General features: G+C 71.0%; 16 protein-coding genes and 2 pseudogenes. 12 read left to right on the top strand and 6 right to left on the bottom strand.

Going from position 1 to position 19,709, the window contains the following annotated elements; all coding sequences use genetic code 11:
* The first annotated feature begins 416 nt into the window (after window positions 1-416).
* The gene (locus AC07AW_RS31545; protein WP_478818937.1) at window positions 417-1,466 is read left to right on the top strand and encodes a competence protein CoiA family protein; all 1,050 of its coding nucleotides are present in this window, start codon (window positions 417-419) and stop codon (window positions 1,464-1,466) included.
* Window positions 1,467-1,520: 54 nt separating this feature from the next.
* Here AC07AW_RS31545 and AC07AW_RS31540 read toward each other — a convergent pair whose 3' ends face one another.
* Window positions 1,521-1,829, bottom strand: a complete 309-nt coding sequence (locus AC07AW_RS31540; protein WP_478818869.1) for a transposase family protein — start codon at window positions 1,827-1,829, stop codon at window positions 1,521-1,523.
* Between the two features lie 37 nt (window positions 1,830-1,866).
* Complete coding sequence (locus AC07AW_RS31535; RefSeq protein ID WP_478818868.1) at window positions 1,867-2,499, bottom strand: hypothetical protein; 633 nt, start codon at window positions 2,497-2,499, stop codon at window positions 1,867-1,869.
* A gap of 244 nt (window positions 2,500-2,743) precedes the next feature.
* On the opposite strand from AC07AW_RS31535, the pseudogene AC07AW_RS31530 reads away from it, so the two are divergent.
* Both AC07AW_RS31530 and AC07AW_RS31525 read left to right on the top strand, forming a co-directional pair.
* Window positions 2,744-3,279 (top strand): annotated as a pseudogene (locus tag AC07AW_RS31530) (DUF7873 family protein).
* A 35-nt stretch (window positions 3,280-3,314) separates the two neighbouring features.
* A pseudogene (locus AC07AW_RS31525) lies at window positions 3,315-3,402 on the top strand.
* 294 nt (window positions 3,403-3,696) lie between these two features.
* Here the strand turns inward: AC07AW_RS31525 and AC07AW_RS31520 are convergent.
* Window positions 3,697-4,482: an SDR family oxidoreductase gene (locus tag AC07AW_RS31520; protein ID WP_478818867.1), complete on the bottom strand. Its 786-nt coding sequence runs from the start codon at window positions 4,480-4,482 to the stop codon at window positions 3,697-3,699.
* Window positions 4,483-4,685: 203 nt separating this feature from the next.
* On the opposite strand from AC07AW_RS31520, the gene AC07AW_RS31515 reads away from it, so the two are divergent.
* Window positions 4,686-5,546, top strand: a complete 861-nt coding sequence (locus tag AC07AW_RS31515; protein ID WP_478818866.1) for a helix-turn-helix transcriptional regulator — start codon at window positions 4,686-4,688, stop codon at window positions 5,544-5,546.
* Here the strand turns inward: AC07AW_RS31515 and AC07AW_RS31510 are convergent.
* From AC07AW_RS31510 to AC07AW_RS31500, 3 genes are all read right to left on the bottom strand, one after another.
* The gene (locus AC07AW_RS31510; protein ID WP_478818865.1) at window positions 5,505-7,445 is read right to left on the bottom strand and encodes a helix-turn-helix domain-containing protein; all 1,941 of its coding nucleotides are present in this window, start codon (window positions 7,443-7,445) and stop codon (window positions 5,505-5,507) included. The two genes, AC07AW_RS31515 and AC07AW_RS31510, sit on opposite strands and share 42 nt — an antisense overlap.
* Before the next feature lie 167 nt (window positions 7,446-7,612).
* Complete coding sequence (locus AC07AW_RS31505; RefSeq protein WP_478818864.1) at window positions 7,613-8,977, bottom strand: MFS transporter; 1,365 nt, start codon at window positions 8,975-8,977, stop codon at window positions 7,613-7,615.
* A gap of 80 nt (window positions 8,978-9,057) precedes the next feature.
* Entirely contained in the window at window positions 9,058-9,852 is a 795-nt protein-coding gene (locus AC07AW_RS31500; protein WP_478818863.1) for a 3-hydroxybutyrate dehydrogenase, read from the bottom strand.
* Between the two features lie 296 nt (window positions 9,853-10,148).
* Between AC07AW_RS31500 and AC07AW_RS31495 the strand changes: the two genes are divergently transcribed.
* The 8 genes from AC07AW_RS31495 (at window position 10,149) to AC07AW_RS31460 (ending at window position 19,696) form a co-directional block, all read left to right on the top strand.
* Window positions 10,149-11,645, top strand: a complete 1,497-nt coding sequence (locus tag AC07AW_RS31495) for an extracellular catalytic domain type 1 short-chain-length polyhydroxyalkanoate depolymerase (RefSeq protein ID WP_478818862.1) — start codon at window positions 10,149-10,151, stop codon at window positions 11,643-11,645.
* A gap of 171 nt (window positions 11,646-11,816) precedes the next feature.
* Window positions 11,817-12,593, top strand: a complete 777-nt coding sequence (locus AC07AW_RS31490) for a CoA transferase subunit A (RefSeq protein ID WP_478818861.1) — start codon at window positions 11,817-11,819, stop codon at window positions 12,591-12,593.
* Window positions 12,593-13,252 (top strand): CoA transferase subunit B, encoded by a 660-nt coding sequence (locus AC07AW_RS31485; protein ID WP_478818860.1) that lies wholly within the window; start codon window positions 12,593-12,595, stop codon window positions 13,250-13,252. Before AC07AW_RS31490 ends, AC07AW_RS31485 begins: the two co-directional genes overlap by 1 nt.
* 172 nt (window positions 13,253-13,424) lie before the next feature.
* Window positions 13,425-16,145 carry a class IV lanthionine synthetase LanL gene (lanL, locus tag AC07AW_RS31480; protein ID WP_478818859.1) on the top strand — a complete coding sequence of 907 codons (2,721 nt, stop codon included), beginning with the start codon at window positions 13,425-13,427 and terminating at the stop codon, window positions 16,143-16,145.
* A 166-nt stretch (window positions 16,146-16,311) separates the two neighbouring features.
* Window positions 16,312-16,467: a VenA family class IV lanthipeptide gene (locus tag AC07AW_RS31475; protein ID WP_167352188.1), complete on the top strand. Its 156-nt coding sequence runs from the start codon at window positions 16,312-16,314 to the stop codon at window positions 16,465-16,467.
* Window positions 16,468-16,589: 122 nt separating this feature from the next.
* Entirely contained in the window at window positions 16,590-17,699 is a 1,110-nt protein-coding gene (locus AC07AW_RS31470) for an ABC transporter ATP-binding protein (protein ID WP_478818858.1), read from the top strand.
* A complete protein-coding gene (locus tag AC07AW_RS31465) occupies window positions 17,696-18,553 on the top strand; it encodes an ABC transporter permease (protein WP_478818857.1) in 858 nt (285 codons plus the stop codon). The genes AC07AW_RS31470 and AC07AW_RS31465 overlap by 4 nt, the downstream gene beginning before the upstream one ends.
* A gap of 102 nt (window positions 18,554-18,655) precedes the next feature.
* Window positions 18,656-19,696 (top strand): vWA domain-containing protein, encoded by a 1,041-nt coding sequence (locus AC07AW_RS31460; protein WP_478818856.1) that lies wholly within the window; start codon window positions 18,656-18,658, stop codon window positions 19,694-19,696.
* Window positions 19,697-19,709 lie beyond the last annotated feature (13 nt).

Below are 19,709 nucleotides of genomic sequence, written 5' to 3'. Positions count from 1 at the left end.
TCCGGCGGCCCGCCCTCTGCCCGGACCGCCCCACGCCGTTTCCACCAGAACGGACCCACTCGCGGGAGCCGGGAGACCGGCCATCCGGCAGGGATATACCCGACCGGCCTCCATATCCGCGGTCTACGCGAGGCAGCGCTCAGTTCTCGCCCTTCTGCAGAACTTCGGCGTGGGGCCGCCCTGGCGAGGAGACGCTGGGCCGGGCATACGGAAGGGGGAGGCTGATGGGCTACACCGCTGTGCACCCCATCTGGGGCCGGCTGGACGCGTCGCTCGACGATCTCGGATGCGGCCGTGCCTGAGCGGACGTTCACCGCGCCAAGGGGCTACGGCTTGCGTGTCCTGAATGCGGCGGTCGGGTCTTCGCCCGGGCGTCTCAGCACAGGGTCCGGCACTTCTACCACCAGGTCCGGCCGCTGGACTGTGAGCTCGCGAACGAGTCACCGGAGCACCATCTGCTGAAGCTGGAGCCGGCCATGGCAGCCCGGGCGGCAGGATGGCGAGCAGAGCTGGAAGTAAGCAGCGAGTCCCGGAACTGGCGGGCCGACGTGATGGTGTTCGACGAGAGCGGTCGCCCCTTCATGGCGTTGGAGGCGCAGTTGTCGCCCATGACGCCGGACGAGGCTCGGATGCGCACCGACCGCTATGCCCAGGATGGTGTGGCGGTGTGCTGGGTCGCTCTGCAGGACCGGCCGTGGGAGCGCTCGGTGCCCTCGCTGAGGGTCCGCTTCCCCAGCCAGCGGGGTGAGAGCTGGACGGCATTGCATGGGATGGTCCGCTACGCATGGGAACCGTGCACGCTGAAGAAGGAGGGGAAGTGGGTGCACATCACCTGCCCACTCGGTGCAGCGATCGAGTGGATTCTGAACGGGCGCGTGCACACCCACACCACGGCAAACGGGACGGTGTGGTGGACGGCCCCCGCATACGAGCAGCCGGCCTTAGCACGCGCCAGGATGGAAGCCGATGCGGAAGCCTCCAGGCGCGCGACTGCCGCTGAGCGTGACCGGCAAGAGAAGGAAAGACACCGCCAGGCCGCCGAGCAGTGGGCGTTGCAGCACCAGGCGGAGCTACTGGAACAGCAGGCAGAGCTGCAGCGGCTGGCGGGCTTCTTCGAGTACGCAGGTCTGGACGCTACGGTCTGGGAGACCTTCACACAGATGGTCCGCTCCGCCTCAGGCCAGGCCATCACGTACGGCGATCAGAGCCCGGCACACGGCAACGGTCTACTCGTCTACGCCCGGCCGAGATGGGCAAGCGAGAAGTTCAAGCTCGCCGGGGTGGTCTGCCCGCATCCAGCAGCTCTCAGCAGGTGGCCGGCGGACCTGACCATCCTGGTGCCGAATCAGACCTGGCTCGCCCATATCCGGACCCGCGCCCGCTCGCAGCTGAAGGTTGCGGTGCTGAACCCGCTTACTGGACGCAGCACCTTCATACACGTTTCTCCAGCCCAGAGGTTGCCCTAACGAGCTCGTGCACGGTAAGCGGTGGGACCTCGAGGGCTTCGGTGGCACCGGTGCTCACCTCTGTCGTCGATGACCCAGGTCCGCGGTCTGCTGGTGGGAGAGCAGGCCGACGACCGCCTGGATCATGTCGCTCATGTGCTCGCGGCGGCCGTGATGGCGGGCGAGGGCTCGCCAGTTCTTGAGGTGGGCGATGTCGTGCTCGACCCGGATGCGGCGGGAGGAGTGGGGCTTGCGCCGGCGCTCGTGCATTTCCTCGTACCAGTCCGGGGCGTTCTTCTTGAACTTGCGGTGCGGTGGCGTCACCACGCGTCCGCCGGTCTGAGCACCGAGGCCCTTGTAGCCGGCGTCGGCGAGGATCTCCACCGCTGGACCGTCCGCCAGGAGCCTGACCAGCCCTTCGTTAGCCGTTGACCCTGTGATGGAGGGCTGTCTCGCCAGTCGCTTCGCCAAGCTGCCGTGCCATCTCTTCGACGATCAGGTCGGCGGCTTCCAGCGAAGCAGCGCCCTCGACGTATACGGCCCACGTACCCGCGAGCTCCCATGAGACCGAGATCAGAGCTGTTCCTGTACGGAAGGAGTGATCACCCTCCGCCTCAGCCGACCCGCAGACCAGTGAGCGAGGCTGGAAGAGCGTCGCGTAGTCGACCCCAGGCAGCGCGGGCCAGTCGTTCCCCCTGGCGGTGCTGATCGTGTACTCCGCCTCGACGGGACCGTGCAGACGCTCTTGGCCGGTGGGCTCGGCGGCGTCCCGCGCGAAGTCGTAGGGCATCGGCTCGTTCCCGTCCACTACCCACGGCGCCGGGTACCTGGCGTGACACCCCGTGCACCGGGCAACGAACGTACCGATCTCCGGGTTCGTCATGATGCTGTAGTGCGACGAGGGCAGCGCGCGCATTATGTAACCGTTTGCGATCGTCTCTAGGGTCGGCCATTCGGGGGAGCACTCACACGGTCCGGACTTCGCGAACGTCTCGTCGCCAGGAGCCTCGTGGGTGTTCCTGAGCGTCAGGAAGAGCCTTTTAAGCGACCGCATGAGGCCTCCTTTCGTGACAACCCGACGCGTTGATCACGCAGGCCCCATGAGTGGGACAGGCTACCCCCGAGACAGGCCGAGCGGCTCTTGGCCAAGGGGGTACCCGCAACATCGTCAGCAGGCGGAAGAGGCTCCGCCTGGTCGATCACGAGCGCCCGAGGACGGACAAGCTCCCAAACGCCATGCGATCGCCCGGACAGGTCCTAGCCCAACCTGAAGCGAATCACGCGATTCTCGAACGTTTCTGAACCAGATCATCGCAGTGGAGAAGGGCGTCAAGTCCCGGGCGCATCAGGACCTGACGGCGGCGCACCACGGTCTGCAGAAGCCCGCGTTGCTCGCCGGCATCTCCCGTACCTACCAGCCGAAGTGGCGTACTTGCCGTTCCTGGAGAAGCAGCTGACCGACATCAACACCTTCGTCCGCAAGCTTCCGGTGCTCGACGCCGCCGAGTCGTGGACGCAGGACCCGTCGACCGACGCCTGGAAGACCGAGGTCGTGCGCACGGTCCGTACGAAGAAGGTGCCGCGCAACCACGTCAAGGCGGAGGCGACGGACAAGCACCCGGCGCAGGTCGAGGTGTACTACGAGGACGTGCCGGTCGGTTACTGGACCACGGTGAAGTTCTCGGGCGCGCTGCCGGCCCGCCGGGTCAACGAGCTGCTCGAGCGGGTGGAGAAGCTCCAGCAGGCGGTGAAGTTCGCCCCTGAGGAGGCGAACAGCGCCGAGGTCACCGACCAGCGGGTCGGCGACGCCGTCTTCGGCTACCTCTTCGGGTAGTCGGGACACCACAGACTCCCCGGCCACAGAACACGGCCGGGGTGCGCGAGGAGCGCAAAGCTGAAGCTGAGCCTTGTCGTGACATCCGCGGTTCCAGTGGAGGTTCGAGTCCTCCTCCCGGCACTTCCTGCCGGGATGGCCCAAGCAGGCAGAGGCAGACCGCGGTCAATCTCAGGCTATTGCTCCAGACTCGGCATCCGTCGCTCATCGCCGGATCGACCGGGCCCGGGCCCTGGTGCGTCGAAATGCCAGTTCGAATCTGGTCCGCCGAGCTCGATCGGCGGTGCTCCAAAGGCAGGACGCGACGCAATGACGAATGACCCGGGTCCTCAAGCGTGCCGGCGTGTGATGTGAGCGGCATCCACAGGGTCCGGGGGCAGGCTACGCCCCCGGACCCGCTCCTTTTTCCCGTGCGTGTCAGCTGGCCTGGGCGGTCGGCATGAGGGTGACCTGCTGAAGGTTGGCCCGCGCCGGGAGGCTCGCGACGAAGCCGACGGTCTGCGCGACGTCCTCGGGCGTGAGCCACTCCATGGTCTCCTTGGAGCCCTCCAGCCATGCGAGGGCGCCCTCGTCGGTGACATGGTTCTGCAGCTCGGTGCCGACGATGCCCGGCTCGATCGCCGAGACCCGGACGTTCCTCGCGCCCAGCTCGGCCCGCAGGTGCCGGGAGAGGTGGGTGACGTACGCCTTCGTCGCGGAGTAGACGGCGAAGTTCGGGAAGATGTTCTGCGCCGCGATCGACGAGGTGTTGATGAGATCCGCGACGCCGCGCTCTCCGGCCGCCTCCACCAGCTGCGGGGTGAACGCTCCGATGACGTTCATCAGGCCGGTGATGTTGAGGTCGATCTGCTGCTGCCACTGCTCGGTGGCCAGCTCCTCGACGGGGGCCGGCAGCATCACGCCCGCGTTGTTGAACAGCAGGTCGGCGCCGCCGTATTCGGATGCCACTCGTTCCGCGGCCGCCCGCACGGCCGCCGTGTCGGTCACGTCGGCGGGCAGAGCCAGGGCCTGGCCGCCGTCCTTCTCGATCCGGGCGACCAGTTCCGCCAGGCGGTCCGCTCGCCGTGCCAGGACGACGACCCGGGCGCCGAGCGCGGCGAGGTGCTCGGCCGTCGCCTCGCCGATGCCGCTGGAGGCGCCGGTGACCACGGCGACGCGGCCGGAGAGGGGACGAGCGAACGTGTGCGGGGTGCGCGTGGTCATGGGACACACCTTTCGAGGTGGGTGAGGTGAAGGGGGTCGGGACCGCGGCTTCTCGCCGTCGGCCTCCCGAACAAGAACACCACCCCGAGGCGCCCCCTGGGACGCCGGAAAGTGCCCTGACCGGGCAGGTATCGCCAAGGCAGGTACCGGCAGTACCACCCGGCACCGGGGTGTGACCCGCTCGCGCCGGTCACACTGGGGGCATGGATGACCGTGGTCGCGAACTCGCCGATTTCCTGCGCACCCGCCGTTCCCGGGTGACCCCCGACCGGGCCGGACTGCCCGAGGACGGCCGGGTACGCCGCGTGCCCGGCCTGCGCCGCGACGAGGTGGCCCGGCTCGCCGGAGTCAGTACGGAGTACTACACACGCCTCGAACAGGGCCGGGCCCAGAACCCCTCCCCCGAAGTCGTCGAAGCCCTCGCCGGCGCCCTGTGCCTCGACCCGTCCGAGCGGGAGCACCTCGCCGACCTCCTGGCCCGGCCCGCATCGGCCCGCCGTGCCCCGGCCGGGCCCCAGCGGGTGCGCCCCGGCCTGTATCTGATGCTGCAGACGCTGGACCACGTGCCGGCGTTCATCGTGGGCCGGCGCACCGACGTCCTGGCCTCCAACCGGCTCGCCCGCGAAGTCCTCACCGACTTCGACGCCTTGCCCGCGCCCCACCGCAACCTCGCCCGCTACTACCTCCTCGCCCCCGAGGCCCGCGAGCGTGTCGGCGACTGGGAGCGTATCGCCGCCGAGACCGTCGCCATGCTCCGCCTCGAAGCCGGCCGCAACTCCCACGACCGTCGGCTCGCCGACCTCATCGGTGAACTCACCGTGAAGTCACCGGAGTTCACCAGATGGTGGAACGACCACCGGGTGCTGCGCCGCACCCACGGCGCCAAGCACTACCACCACCCGGACGCCGGTGAGCTCCACTTCTCCTACGAGTCCTTCCAGGTCCCCGGTGACGCCGAACAGACCCTGTGCGTCTACAACGTCGAACCGGGCTCCGCCACCGCCCAGGCCCTCAGGGGGCTCTCAGGTCTCGCCGTCGGTGCGGGTGAGCTGGTGGAGTCGTAGGGCCAGGTGGGTCTCCAGGGCCCGGGACGGGGTGTTCCAGTCGGGGCCGAGGAGTTGGGCGACACGGTCGAGGCGCTGGACGACCGTGTTGACGTGGACGTGGAGGGCGTCCTTGGCGCGGGAGAGGCTGGCGCCCTGGTCGTAGTAGGCGCGGAGGGTGCGCAGCAGGTCGGTGCCGCGTTCGGTGTCGTACGCGAGGACGGGGCCGAGGACCCGCTCGACGTAGGCGCCGACGTCGGTGCGGTCGCCCAGCAGGACGCCGATGAAGCCCAGGTCGGCGATGTCGGCGCCTTCTCCGGAGCGGTCGAGGGCGTGGAGCGCGGTGACGCAGCGCCGGGCTTCGGCGTGGAGGGCCGCGAGGTGTTCGGGTCCGTGTCCGGGGCCCGCGGCGCCGGCGGTGACGGGTGTTCCGAGGATGCGGGTGAGGTCTGCCGAGAGGCTGCGGGCGAGTGTGCCCGGCCGGTCGGTCGGGGCCAGCAGGACGACGTGGCCGTGCCGGGTGCCGGCCAGGCCGCCGAGCCCGCGGGCCTTGCGGGCGGCCTCGGCGGCGAGCCGGGGGCGCAGGGCCGGTTCGCTGTCGAGGACGGCGACGGCGTGGGGCCGGGCCAGGTCGACGCCGAGGCGGCGGGCCCGCAGGGTGAGGCTTCCGCCGTCCCAGCGTGCCGAGGCGGCGGGGTCGGCGAGGAGGTCGTCGAGGAGCTCGCCTCGCACCCGGTCCTCGGTCTCGGCGACGGACCGGCGCATGAGGAGCAGCATCGCGGTGACCAGCGCGGCGCGTTCGTAGAGGCGCCGGTCCGCCTCGGAGAGGTCGGCCCGTCCCGTCAGGACGATGCTCCCGAGTGATTCGGTGCCGGCCAGGACGGCGCAGGTCCAGACGCCGTCGGCGTGGATCGCGCGGCCGTCGGTACGTGAGGACGCCAGGGTGTCGGCGGAGGGAGTGACCGGTCCGGTGCCGGAGCGGGCCAGTTCGCTGCCGTCGGTGTCGTGGACGGCCACTCCCCCGCCGAGCAGCGCCGCGATCTCGGCCGCCACGTCGTCGATGCCCGCGCCGCGCAGGACCAGTCGGGTGAGGCGGTCGTGGGCGTCGGACGCGTGGTGCAGTGCCTCGCCGTGGGCGCGGGCCGTGGCGTTGGCGGCTTCGAGCCGGGCGAGGGCGCTGCGCGTCTCCTCCAGGAGGCGGGCGCTGTCGATGGCGACGGCGGCGTGGTCGGCGAGCGAGCCGAGGAGGGCGATGGCGTCGGGGGTGAACTCGCGCGGTGTGCGGTCCGCGGCGAAGAGGACGCCGATGATCTCCTCCCCGAGGCGCAGGGGGACTCCGAGGATCCCGCGCAGTCCTTCCTCGGCGACGCCGTCGTCGATGGTCCCGGTGTGGCGGTAGCGGCGGTCGGTGCGGTAGTCCGTGCTGGCGTAGGGGCGGGCGGTCTGGGCGACGAGGCCACCCAGTCCCTCTCCCATGCCCAGGCGGAGTTGCTGGAAGGCGGCGGAGACGGATCCGTCGGTGACGCGCATGAACGTGTCGTGGGCGAGGGGGTCGTTGAGGGTGAGGTAGGCGACGTCGGAGCCGAGCAGGGTTCTGGCGCGCCGGACGATGGCGCGGAGCACGGAGTCGAGGTCCCGCAGGGCGGCCAGGTCGCCCGCGGTGTCGAAGAGTGCCACGAGCTCCGTCTCCCGACGGCGGTACTGGTCGAGTACGCGCCGCACGGTCAGGGCGGTCTCGGTGGTCTCCTCGATGCGCACGATGTCCGGCGCGGCGACACCGGCCGCGCGTGAGCGGGCGGGCTGGGCGGCGAGTTCCTCGGCGGGGGCGTCGGCGGCGAGGAGGTCGAGGAGGCGCCGGGCAGCCGTCTCCGCGGGCGCGGTTGCCTCCGCCTGTGCGGACGTCCGGCTGTCGGCGGTCATGGGGGCCTCCTCGCGGCGGTGTGCTGTCTTCGGGTGGGGTGGGGCGGCGAGGGGGCGCGCCGGGCGCCGCGGGTGCTGTGCGGGATTTTTCGGACACCCCCTGGGGCCCGGTCCGCCGCGTTCGCCGTCCTGGCGGCGGACCGGGCTGCTCATTGAGCGCGGCGGTGCTACGCGCGGTCGCCAGCGGGGACCGCGGGGGCGGCGGCCGGCTCCTCCTCCCGCGTGCTGCTCAGGTCGCGGCCCCGGGTCTCCCGGGTGACCGCCACTGTGATGGTGGTGATCACGGCGGCGAGACAGAGGTAGAGGCTGACGGGGGTGGAGGAGTCGTAGTCCTTGAGGAGTTCCACGGCGATGATCGGGGCGAGCGCCCCGGCGACGATCGAGGCGAGCTGGGAGCCCATGGAGGCGCCGGAGTAGCGGACCTTGGTGTCGAACATCTCGGAGATGAATGCCGCCTGCGGCCCGTACATCGCGCCGTGCAGGAGCAGTCCTGCGGTGACGGCCAGGGCGATCACGGGGAAGGACTTGGAGTCGAGGAGACCGAAGAAGGCGAACGCCCACACCGCCATGCCCACGGAGCCGATCAGTGTGACCGGCCGGCGCCCGACGCGGTCGGACAGCGCGCCCCACAGCGGGATGGTGACGAAGTGGACGGCGGAGCCGATGAGGACGGCGTTCAGGGCGGTGCTCTTGGGCAGCTCCAGGTGGACGGTGACGTACACGAGGAGGAAGGAGGTCAGGATGTAGTACGAGATGTTCTCGCCGAACCGGGTGCCGATGGCCGACAGCACCTCGCGCCAGCTGTGCCGGAACACCTCGACGACGGGGGCCTTCTCCTTCACGCCCTGCGCCGCGGCGGCCTCCGCCTTGGCCTGGGCGGCGAGGAAGACCGGGGACTCGGAGACCGAGACGCGGATCCACAGGCCGATCATCACGAGGACACCGGACAGCAGGAAGGGGATGCGCCAGCCCCAGGACTGGAAGGCCTCCTCCGACTGGAACGCGGCGAGGAGTGCGAGGACGCCGGTGGCGAGGAGGTTGCCGCCGGGGGCGCCTGCCTGCGGCCAGGAGGCCCAGAAGCCGCGGTGCTTGTCGCCGCCGTGCTCGGAGACGATCAGGACGGCCCCGCCCCATTCGCCGCCCAGCGCGAAGCCCTGGACGAGGCGCAGCACGGTCAGCAGGACCGGTGCTCCGGCGCCGAGGGTCTCGTACGTGGGCAGCAGGCCCATCGCGAAGGTCGCGCCGCCCATCATGAGGAGGCTGACCACCAGGAGCTTCTTGCGGCCGATCTTGTCGCCGAAGTGGCCGAAGACGATGCCGCCGAGCGGTCGGGCGGCGAAGCCGATGGCGTAGGTGATGAACGCGATCAGGGTGCCCACCAGCGGGTCGGCGCTGGGGAAGAACAGCGTGTTGAAGACCAGGGCGGCGGCCGACCCGTACAGGAAGAAGTCGTACCACTCGATGGTCGTGCCGATCAGGCTCGCGGCGACGATGCGGCCGATGCCGCCTCTCGGTGTGGTGGTGTCAGACATGGGTTCACCGGGTTTTCGCAAGGGGGGACGGGACGGGATGGTGCGGGTGGCGCGTGAAGGGGCCGCTCCGGGGCGGTTGTTCAGCCGGCGGTCCAGCCGCCGTCGAGCGGCAGGGAGGTTCCGGTGAGGTAGCCGGAGTGGGGGCCGCAGAGCCACAGGACGGCGGCGGCCACCTCCTCCGACTCCAGGAGGCGTTTGACGGGCGAGCGGGCCAGCATGACGTTCGAGAGGACATCGCCCTCGCTGATGCCGTGGGCGGCGGCCTGGTCGCGTACCTGGCCCTCGACGAGGGGAGTACGGACGTAGCCGGGGTTGACGCAGTTGCTGGTGACTCCGTGCGGGGCGCCTTCGATCGCGGCGACCTTGCTCAGCCCCTCCAGGGCGTGCTTGGCGGCGACGTAGGCGGATTTGTAAGCGCTGGCGCGCAGCCCGTGGACGCTGGAGATGTTGACGATCCGGCCCCAGCCCTGCCCGTACATGTGCGGCAGCGTCCTGCGCATGAGCAGGAACGGGGCGGTGACCATCACTTTCTGGATGAGTTCGAAGCGCTCCGGGGGGAAGTCCGTGAGCGGGGCGATGTGCTGGAGGCCGGCGTTGTTGACGAGGATGTCGACCTCGGCCGGCAGGAGGTCGACGGCGGCGGCGTCCGCGAGATCGGCCACGTGGGCGTGACCGCCGGCGATCTCCGCGACCGCCTTGGCGGCCCCGGCGTCCCGGTCGACGACGTGGACGGTGGCCCCTGCCTGTGCCAGGGCGAGCACACAGGCCCGGCCGATGCCGCTGCCGCCGCCCGTCACCAGGGCCGTGCGACCGCTCAGGTCGAGCGCCGCGGCGGGCGGCGGCAGCGGAACCGGAGGGGGAAATGTGTTCGTCATGGCCGGAAACAGTAGGGAGGGCCTCGGGCCCGTCCCATGTCAGCGGCCCCTACAAACCACTGGCGAGGAGTGGTGGTTTCCGCCATAGCGGGAAGCGGAACCGCAGAGGACCGGTACCCGGGTGGCCGCGAGGACGGCCATGGATCGCGATCACACAGGGCCCCGGCCAAGCCTGGGTGTCCCGCCCATGTCTGCGCCGGCGCGGGCGCCCCCATGATGCACGCCACACCGATCGCCCGGCCTCACACGCCATCGGTCGGTGCTCCCCACGTTCACCACCACAGGAGGCAGTCGTCATGGGACAGCCGCACCCTCCGTTCCGCTTCGCGAAGAGCCGCCGCCTCGTCGGAGGCATCCGTCGCTGGGTCACCGCCGCCGCGGGGGCCCTGGCCCTGACCGGTGGCCTGGTCGCCGTGGGCCCGCAGGCGTCCGCCGCGGGCCTGACCCAGGTCACCGGTTTCGGTTCCAACCCGGGCAATCTGTCCATGTACGCCTACGCCCCCGACGCGCTGCCGGCCGGCGCGCCGCTCGTGGTCGCCCTGCACGGCTGCACGCAGAGCGCGAGCGACTACTACGCGCACTCCGGCTGGCCGACGTTCGCCGACCGCTACGGCTTCGCGCTGGTCCTCCCGCAGACGAGCAGCGCCAACAACTCCAATTCCTGCTTCAACTGGTTCGAGCCGGGTGACAGTGCGCGCGGTCAGGGCGAGGCACTGTCGATCAAGCAGATGGTCGACAAGGCCGTCGCCCAGTACGGCAGTGACACCCGGCGGGTGTACATCACCGGTCTGTCGGCGGGCGCCGGCATGACGGCGAACATGCTCGCCGCCTACCCCGACGTCTTCGCGGGCGGCTCCATCGACTCAGGACTGCCCGCGTCCTGCGCGAACAGCGTGTCCTCGGCGTACACCTGCATGTACAGCCCGCCGGACAAGAGCCCCGCCCAGTGGGGTGCCCTCGTGCGCTCGGCCGCTCCCGCGGGCACGACCTCGTGGCCCCGGGTGGCGATCTGGCAGGGCACCGCCGACACCACCGTCAAGCCGGCGAACGCCACCGAGCTGCGCGACCAGTGGACGGACGTGTGGGGCATCGGCCAGACGCCCTCCCGGACCACGAGCCTCAGCGGGGGCACCACAATGAGCGAGTACGACGACACCTCCGGCAGGCCCGCCGTCCAGGTCTACTCCCTCTCCGGAATGAACCACGGGCTCGCGGTCGACCCGGGCAGCGGCCCGGAGCAGTGCGGCACCACCGGCACGTACTACCTCGACACCATCTGCTCCAGCTACCACACCGCCCGCTTCTGGGGCCTCGACGGCGACGCCGGGCAGGAACCCGGCCCCGGATCCCTGCCCGCCCCCACCGCACTCGCAATCACCTCGGTCACCGACACCACCGTGTCCCTGAGCTGGACCGCGGTGGCCGGCGCGAGCTCGTACGAGGTCTACCGCGCCGGCACGAAGGTGGGCACCGCCTCCTCGACCGCCTACACCGACACCGGTCTCACCACCGGCACGTCGTACGGCTACACCGTCGCGGCCGTCGACGCCTCGGGCGCGAAGGGCGCGGTCTCGGCGGCCGTGACCGCGACCACGACCGGCTATACGCCCACCTGCCACACGGCCAGCAACTACGACCACGTGGCCGCCGGACGCGCCTCTCAGAGCGGCGGCTACACCTACGCCGCCGGCTCGGGTCAGGCCATGGGGCTGTGGAACACCTTCACCACCCACACCCTCAAGCAGACCGCGCCCGGCTACTACGTCGTGGCGGATTCCGGCTGCTCGGCCTGAGCCTCGCCCACCCCGCGGGAGGTGGTCACCACCACCTCCCCCGGGGTTGATGTGTGGACGGAAGCCATGGTCCCGTCTCTGCGGCCTGCCTAGGCTCGCTGCCCGTCGGTTGTACTGGCACCGGCTCTGACCAGCACGGTCGGCCCGGCTGCCCGAGGGAAAGGGACCTGTATGGGTCTGGACAAGACAGTCGCGAGCGCCGCGGAGGCGGTGGCCGACCTCTCCGACGGCGCCTCGCTCGCGGTGGGCGGCTTCGGGCTGTGCGGCATACCCGGCACACTCATCGACGCCCTGTGGCAGCGCCAGGTGCGCGACCTCAGGATCGTGTCGAACAACTGCGGCGTCGACGACTGGGGCCTCGGCCTCCTGCTCGCCGCCGGGCAGATCTCCCGCATGACGAGCTCCTACGTCGGCGAGAACAAGGAGTTCGCCCGCCAGTACCTGAGCGGAGAGCTGGAGGTCGAGCTCGTCCCCCAGGGCACACTCGCGGAGCGGCTGCGGGCCGGCGGCGCCGGCATCCCCGCCTTCTACACCCCCGCCGGCACCGGCACCCAGGTCGGCGAGGGCGGACTGCCCTGGCGCTATGCCGCCGACGGCACGGTCGCGGTGGCCTCGCCGGCCAAGGAGACCCGGGACTTCGACGGGCGTCCACACCTGCTCGAACACGGCATCACCACCGACTTCGCGCTGGTCCGCGCGACCATCGGCGACCGCCACGGCAACCTCGTCTTCCGCTCCTCCGCCCGCAACTTCAACCCGCTGGCCGCCATGGCCGGACGGATCACCATCGCCGAGGTCGACCACCTCGTCGAACCGGGCGAACTCGACCCCGACGAGGTCCACCTCCCCGGCATCTTCGTCCAGCGCGTCGTCCGGGTCACCCCCGGCGACCCCGCCGCCGAACGGCGCATCGAGCGCCGCACCGTCCGACAGGAAGGCGACGCCTGATGGCCCTCACCCGCGAGCAGATGGCGGCCCGCGCCGCCCGGGAACTGACCGACGGTTCGTACGTCAACCTCGGCATCGGACTCCCCACCCTCGTCCCCAACCACCTGCCGCCCGGCATCGAGGTCGTGCTCCAGTCCGAGAACGGCATCCTCGGGGTGGGCCCCTACCCGACCGAGGACGAACTCGACGCCGACCTCGTCAACGCGGGCAAGGAGACGGTCACCACGCTGCCCGGAGCCTCGTTCTTCGACTCGGCCCTGTCCTTCGGCATGATCCGCGGCGGCCACATCGACGCCGCGATCCTCGGCGCCATGCAGGTCTCCTCCGCCGGCGACCTCGCCAACTGGATGATCCCCGGAAAGATGGTCAAGGGCATGGGCGGGGCCATGGACCTCGTCCACGGCGCCGGACGGGTCATCGTCCTCATGGAACACACCGCCAAGGACGGCACCCCCAAGCTCGTCGACACCTGCACCCTGCCGCTGACCGGCCGGGCCGTCGTCCAGCGCGTCATCACCGACCTCGCCGTCCTCGACATCACCCCCGACGGCTTCGCCCTCGTCGAAACCGCGCCCGGCGTCACCGTCGAGGAGGTCCGGGCGGCGACGGACGCGGACCTGAAGGTGCCGGCCGGCATCGGAGCCGTACGGGCGTCGTGAGGCCGGTGGGCGCCGCATTCGTGCGCCGCTCACTGCGCCGGGCGCGCCTCTTGGCGTGGCTACCACGTCGCGCGCTCGCTGAAAGAAGTGAATCCAGGTGGCCGCGTGTTGGTCTGTTTATGTCATCGGGCACCTTCCCGTCAGCGGTTCTCACCGTTGAGAGGGACACGCAATGACGAGCCACGCTACCGAAGTCGAGCTGGAAGACCTCCTCCGCCGAGCGCTGCACGCCACGGGTACGGGTGCGCGCTGGGCGGTCGAGGCGGACGAGATGTGGTGCCGGGTCGCGCCCGTGGCCGGGACGCGGCGTGCGCAGGGGTGGAAGCTGCACCTCTCGGCCACGGCCGCCTCCGCGCCCGCGGTCCTCACCAGGGCCCTGGGCGTGCTGCTGCGGGAGCGGTCGGGGTTCAAGTTCGCCCGGTCCCTTGAGCAGGTCAGTGCCCTCAACTCCCGTGCGACGCCGCGGGGGAACTCGGGCAAGTTCATCACCGTCTACCCGCGTTCGGACGCGGAGGCGGCCGCGGTCGCCCAGGAGCTGCACGGCGCCACGGCGGGCCTTGCCGGCCCGCGGATCCTGTCCGACCAGCCGTACGCCGTGCGCAGCCTGGTGCACTACCGCTACGGGGCGTTCGTCGGGCGGCGACGTCTTTCGGACGACGGTCTGCTGGTGTGGTTCATCGAGGACCCCGACGGCAACCCCGTGGAGGACAAGCGCACCGGCCACTACTCCGCACCGCCCTGGGCCGAGTGTCCGTTCCCCACCGTGGTGCCGGTGACGCCGAGCGGTGGGGATGCGAAGAACCGGCCGGTGGTGCTCGGTGGCCGCTTCGCGGTCCGGGAGGCGATCCGGCAGACGAACAAGGGCGGCGTGTACCGGGGCAGCGATGCCCGTACGGGCGCCGGCGTGGTGATCAAGGAGGCCCGGCCGCACGTGGAGGGCGATGCCTCCGGCGCCGACGTACGGGACTGGCTGCGCGCCGAGGCCAGGACGCTGGAGAAGCTGACGGGCACGGGGCTCGCGCCGGAGGCCGTGGCGCTGTTCGAGCACGGCGGGCATCTGTTCCTGGCCCAGGACGAGGTGCCGGGCGTGACGCTGCACACCTGGGTGGCCGAGCACTTCCGCGACATGGGAGGCGAGCGCTACCGCGCCGACGCGCTCGCGCAGGTCGCACGCCTGGTGGACCTGGTGGCGGAGGCACACGCCCGCGGCCTGGTCCTGCGGGACTTCACCCCGGGCAATGTCATGGTCCGCCCGGACGGCGAACTGCGCCTCATCGACCTGGAGCTCGCCGTCCTGGAGGACGAGACCGCGCTGCCGACCCGCGTGGGGACGCCCGGGTTCAGCGCGCCCGAGCGCCTGGCCGACGCGCCCGTCTCCCCGACGGCCGACTACTACAGTCTCGGTGCCACGGTCTGCTTCGTCCTGGCCGGGAAGGTTCCGAACCTCCTGCCCGAGGAGCCCGGCGGCCGGCCTGCCGAGGAGCGGCTCGCCGCCTGGCTGAAGGCCTGCACCGGCCCGCTCCGACTCCCGTACGGCGTTGCGGAGATGATCCTCGGGCTGATGCGCGACGATCCCGCCGAGCGATGGGATCCGGCAACGGCCGGCGAGGCCCTGGGGACGGCGGGCCCGGCGGCACGAGGCATTGTCGTGCGGTCGGCACACGAAGACGTGACGCCCGATGCCGGGGCGCACGAAGACATGACGCACGATGCTGTGGCGCACCACGACGTGGCGCACGATGCCGTGGTGGCCTGGCTCGTGAACCACCTCGTCGACTCGATGACTCCCGCGGACGACCGGCGCCTGTGGCCCGTGTCGACCATGGCCGGGGAGAGCGACCCCTGCACCGTGCAGCAGGGCGCCGCCGGCGTCCTGGCCGTACTGACGCGCTGCTTCGAACTCACCGGCGACCCGCGCCTGCCCGGCCTGCTCTCCACCGCAGGCCACTGGATCGCGGACCGCACCGACCTCCGCTCCCCGCGCCCCGGCCTGCACTTCGGCGGCCGTGGCACGGCCTGGGCGCTGTACGACGCCGGGCGCGCCGTCGACGACCGTCGGCTCACCGACCACGCCGTGGCACTGGCCCTGGCACCGCAACAGGTGACGCCCCATCACGACATCACCCACGGCACCGCGGGCAGCGGTCTCGCCGCCCTCCACCTGTGGCAGCGCACCGGGGACACGCGCTTCGCCGAACTGGCCGTCGACGCGGCCGACCGGCTGACCGCCGCCGTCACGCGTGAGCCCGCGGGAGTCGGCTGGGCCGTGCCCGGGGAGGCCGATTCCCCGGAGGGCGGCAAACGCTACCTCGGCTTCGCGCACGGAACGGCCGGCATCGGCTGCTTCCTGCTCGCCGCCGCGGACGTCTCCCGGCATCCCGATCACCGGGCGCTGGCCGTGGAGATCGGCGAGGACCTCCTGGCCGCCGCCGTACGCACCGGGGAGGCGGCCCAGTGGCCCGCCCAGGCCGGTGACGTACCCACGGCCCCGTACTGGTGCCACGGCGCGGCGGGCATCGGGACCTTCCTCGTCCGACTGTGGCAGGCCACCGGCGACGACAGGTTCGGCGAGCTCGCCCGCCGCAGCACCCACGCCGTCACGGAACGCGCCTCCCGCGCCGCACTCACACAGTGCCACGGTCTCGCGGGCAACGGCGACTTCCTCCTCGACATGGCGGACGCCACGCGAGAGCCCGTCTACCAGGACATGGCCGAGGATCTGGCCGGCCTCCTCCTGGCCGAAAGAGCCCACCGCCGGGAACAGGTGGTGTTCCCCAACGAGTACGGGGACGTCTCGACCAGCTGGAGCGACGGGTCCGCCGGGATCCTCGCCTTCCTCCTGCGGGTCCGTCGCACGAGCCCCCGGCACTGGATGGTCGAGCAGTCGGGTTGAGCACCCTGGAGAGCCTGCCGTATCGGCCACAGGCCTCTCTGCGTGTCCCCCTGCCTCGCCCCCTGTGTTCCCTCCTCCCCACAGACTCCCGGCGCCGGCTCGACCGGACGCCGGGTCGAGCGGCAGAGCAGTGCTGCCGCCACCCCACAGAAAGAAGGAACATCCCATGGAGAACCAGGACCTCGAACTGCTGGCCCGTCTGCACGCCCTTCCGGAGACCGACCCCGTCGGCGTCGACGGAGCGCCCTTCGCCGCGACGTGTGAGTGCGTCGGCCTGCTGACCCTCCTCAACACGGTCTGCATCGGCGTCAGCTGCGCGTAGGACAGCCGACACCATCCGGCCGGCGGCTGTCCCGGGCAGCCGCCGGCCGGAGCACCGAGGGGAAGAGCGGCACGCACCAGTGGCCGCCGATGCGGCGAACGCGGAGACGAGGACCAGACCCCATGCAGCGACACGCCGGTGATGACGAGCTCGCCCCGGCGGCCCTCAGGACGGCCGCGCCCGCGAGCCCGCACGCCCCACACCACCCGCCCGGGCCCGCGTACGCCATCAGCACGCGCGGTCTGGTCAAGAGCTACCCGGGACCGGAGGGCACGCCCACCCACGCCGTACGCGGCCTGGACCTGGACGTGGCACAGGGCGAGACGTTCGCCTTCCTCGGCCCGAACGGCGCGGGGAAGTCCACCACCATCGCCATGCTGTGCGCCCTCGCCCGCCCCACCTCCGGTCACGCCACGGTGGCCGGTGCCGACGTCCTGACCCAGCCCCACGAGGTACGACGCCGGGTCGGCATGCTCTTCCAGCACAGCGCCCTGGACCCGGACCTGACGGCCGAACAGAACCTCCACATCCACGCCCGCCTCTACGGTCTGTCCCGGCGCCACGCCCGCGGACGCACCACCGACGTGCTCGAGACCGCGGATCTCGCCGACCGGCGCCGCTCCCCCGTACGCACCCTGTCCGGTGGCATGCGCCGACGCCTGGAGATCGCCCGCCAACTGCTGCACGCCCCCGGCGTGCTGTTCCTGGACGAGCCGACCACCGGCCTCGACCCGCACGCCCGGGCCCAGGTCTGGGAGCACCTGCGTGCCCTGCGGGAAAGGCACGGCAGCACGCTCTTCGTCACCACCCACTACCTGGAGGAGGCGGAGAACTGCGATCGCCTCGCCATCATCGACCGCGGCCGGCTGGTGGCCCAGGGCACGCCTGTCGCGCTCAAGTCCGCGATCGGGGACGACCGGGTCGTTCTGCGCACGGGCGACGACCCGGCGGCGCAGCATGTCGTACGCCGCATCGTGCCGCCCGACCGTGCCGTCACCATGGACGCGGACGGCATCTGCCTGCGGGTTCCGGGCGGCAGCGGCTGGATCCCCCGGCTGTGTGCGGCCCTGGAGGCCGGCGGTATCGCGGTGCACGCCGCTTCGGCGACCCCGCCCACGCTCGACGACGTCTTCTTCCACCACACCGGGCGCAGCCTGGACGCCGCACGACCCGTTCGGCCGGCCGCCACCCCCGTGGCCGAGGCCGTGGCGGAGACCGGCGGTGGCCGATGACCACCGTGGCCCGGAAGTCCTCGGAGATCCCCGCCGCCGAGCGGGCCACCCCGCGTCTGCGGCACGAACTGCGCGCGGTCCACGCCCTGGTCCACCGCGATCTGCTGCGGCTGGCCGGCCAGCGCACCCACACGGCGCTGATGCTGCTCCACCCCGTGCTCTATCTCTTCATCCTGGGAGGCGGGCTGGCCGCCCTCATCCCCCAGTCCTCCCTGGGGGTCGGCTACCAGACGTACCTCTTCCCCGGCATGCTGATGATGACGGTGCAGACGCCCGCCATCATGGTCGGGATCCGGCTGATCACCGACCGGCAGAGCGGCTATCTGCGTGAGCTCCTGATGGCGCCGGTGCGTCGCTCCACGCTGCTCCTGGGAAGCTGCGCCGGGGGCACGCTGACCGCCACCGCGCAGGGGGCCGTCCTGCTGAGCCTGGCGGGCGTGGCGGGCCTGCCGTACGACCCTCTCCTCCTGGTGCTGCTGCTCGCCGGCATGGTCCTGGCGTCCTTCACCATCACCGCCCTGGCGCTTGCGCTGGCCGTGGGCCTGCGCAGGGCCGAGACGTTCCACACGCTGCTCGGTCTGGTGATGATGCCGCTGCTGTTCCTCTCGGGCGGCTTCTTTCCCCTCACGGCTCTGCCCGGCTGGGTCCGCGCGCTGTCCGACGCCAACCCCCTCGCTTACGCGGTCGACCTCCTCCGCCGCACGATCGCCCTCCGGGTGCCGGACCAGGCGGCCGCGGCCGGCATCGAGTGGGCCGGCGGGCCACCACCCCTCCTCCTCGAAGCGGTCCTCCTCCTCGCGGGCGGCGTCCTCGCCCTGCTGTGGGCCGCGCACCGCTTCAACCGTCCCGAATGACCGGCGGCGCCGTCGGCTCTCCCCCGCCTCGGCGCCCGAGGTCGATTGTCAGTGGTGGATGAGACGGTAGAACCATCACGACGGAATGAGGGGGAACCTGTCTTGTCCGGAAAGCAGAACTACATCAACCACGTCGCCCTTGTGCTGGACGCCAGTTCGTCCATGTCGCATCTGAGCGGGAAGGTCGTGGAAGTCGCCGATCAGCAGATCGCCTATCTGGCCCGCCGGTCGAGGGAACTGGACCAGGAAACGCGTGTCACGGTGTACGTCTTCGCGGACAAGGTGGAGTGCGTCATCTACGACAAGGACGTGCTGCGCATGCCGTCGCTCAAGCAGATGTACCGGACCGGCGGAATGACGGCCCTTCTGGCTGCGGCGCTGAAATCCCAGCGGGAGCTGGCGCAGACGGCTCAGCTGTACGGCGACCACAGCTTCCTGACGTTCGTCCTGACGGACGGCCAGGAGAACGCCAGTCACCGCTGCCCCGGCACCCCCATCCGCAATGCGCGTCAACTGGTCGATGCCGTGGCCGAGATGATCCAGGGCCAGGAGGACAACTGGACCCTCGCCGTGCTCGTGCCCGACCAGATGGGCAAGCGCGAGGCGATGAACTGCGGTTTCCCGAAGGAGAACATCGCCATCTGGGATGCCACGAGCACCCAGGGTCTGGAGGAGGCCGGTCAGGTCATCCAGGAGGCCACCGAGAAGTTCATGGTGGGACGCACCAAGGGAATCCGTGGATCGCGGGCGGTGTTCTCCACGGACGCGGAGGCGGTCAACAAGGACACCATCAAGGCGGCCGGTCTCACCCCGGCGGATCCGTCGGCGTACGCGCTGATTCCGGTGGCGCGTGACGCGGGGATCCGGGAATGGGTCGTCGAATCCGGGCACACCTACCGCACGGGCTGTGCGTACTACCAGCTGAGCAAGCCGGAGAAGATTCAGGCGCGGAAGCAGATCGCGGTACTGGAGAAGAAGACGGACCGGGTGTACACGGGGCCCCAGGCCCGCTCTCTGCTCGGCCTTCCGGACGTGGAGACGCGCGTCAAGCCGGACCACAACGACGACTTCACCATCTTCGTGCAGAGCACCAGCGTGAATCGGAAGCTGGTCTCCCAGACGCGACTTCTCCTCATGGTCTGACGAATTGCCGTTC

Source organism: Streptomyces sp. NPDC044003, from assembly GCF_056435185.1.
This window is presented reverse-complemented; position numbering and strand designations above follow the sequence as displayed.

Excerpts from the sequence above, each read along its gene's own strand:
- AC07AW_RS31535 (WP_478818868.1), bottom strand. The coding sequence starts at position 2,499 with ATGCGGTCGCTTAAAAGGCTCTTCCTGACGCTCAGGAACACCCACGAG.
- AC07AW_RS31520 (WP_478818867.1), bottom strand. The coding sequence starts at position 4,482 with ATGACCACGCGCACCCCGCACACGTTCGCTCGTCCCCTCTCCGGCCGC.
- AC07AW_RS31515 (WP_478818866.1), top strand. The coding sequence starts at position 4,686 with ATGGATGACCGTGGTCGCGAACTCGCCGATTTCCTGCGCACCCGCCGT.
- AC07AW_RS31510 (WP_478818865.1), bottom strand. The coding sequence starts at position 7,445 with ATGACCGCCGACAGCCGGACGTCCGCACAGGCGGAGGCAACCGCGCCC.
- AC07AW_RS31505 (WP_478818864.1), bottom strand. The coding sequence starts at position 8,977 with ATGTCTGACACCACCACACCGAGAGGCGGCATCGGCCGCATCGTCGCC.
- AC07AW_RS31500 (WP_478818863.1), bottom strand. The coding sequence starts at position 9,852 with ATGACGAACACATTTCCCCCTCCGGTTCCGCTGCCGCCGCCCGCCGCG.
- AC07AW_RS31495 (WP_478818862.1), top strand. The coding sequence starts at position 10,149 with ATGGGACAGCCGCACCCTCCGTTCCGCTTCGCGAAGAGCCGCCGCCTC.
- AC07AW_RS31490 (WP_478818861.1), top strand. The coding sequence starts at position 11,817 with ATGGGTCTGGACAAGACAGTCGCGAGCGCCGCGGAGGCGGTGGCCGAC.
- AC07AW_RS31485 (WP_478818860.1), top strand. The coding sequence starts at position 12,593 with ATGGCCCTCACCCGCGAGCAGATGGCGGCCCGCGCCGCCCGGGAACTG.
- lanL (WP_478818859.1), top strand. The coding sequence starts at position 13,425 with ATGACGAGCCACGCTACCGAAGTCGAGCTGGAAGACCTCCTCCGCCGA.
- AC07AW_RS31475 (WP_167352188.1), top strand. The coding sequence starts at position 16,312 with ATGGAGAACCAGGACCTCGAACTGCTGGCCCGTCTGCACGCCCTTCCG.
- AC07AW_RS31470 (WP_478818858.1), top strand. The coding sequence starts at position 16,590 with ATGCAGCGACACGCCGGTGATGACGAGCTCGCCCCGGCGGCCCTCAGG.
- AC07AW_RS31465 (WP_478818857.1), top strand. The coding sequence starts at position 17,696 with ATGACCACCGTGGCCCGGAAGTCCTCGGAGATCCCCGCCGCCGAGCGG.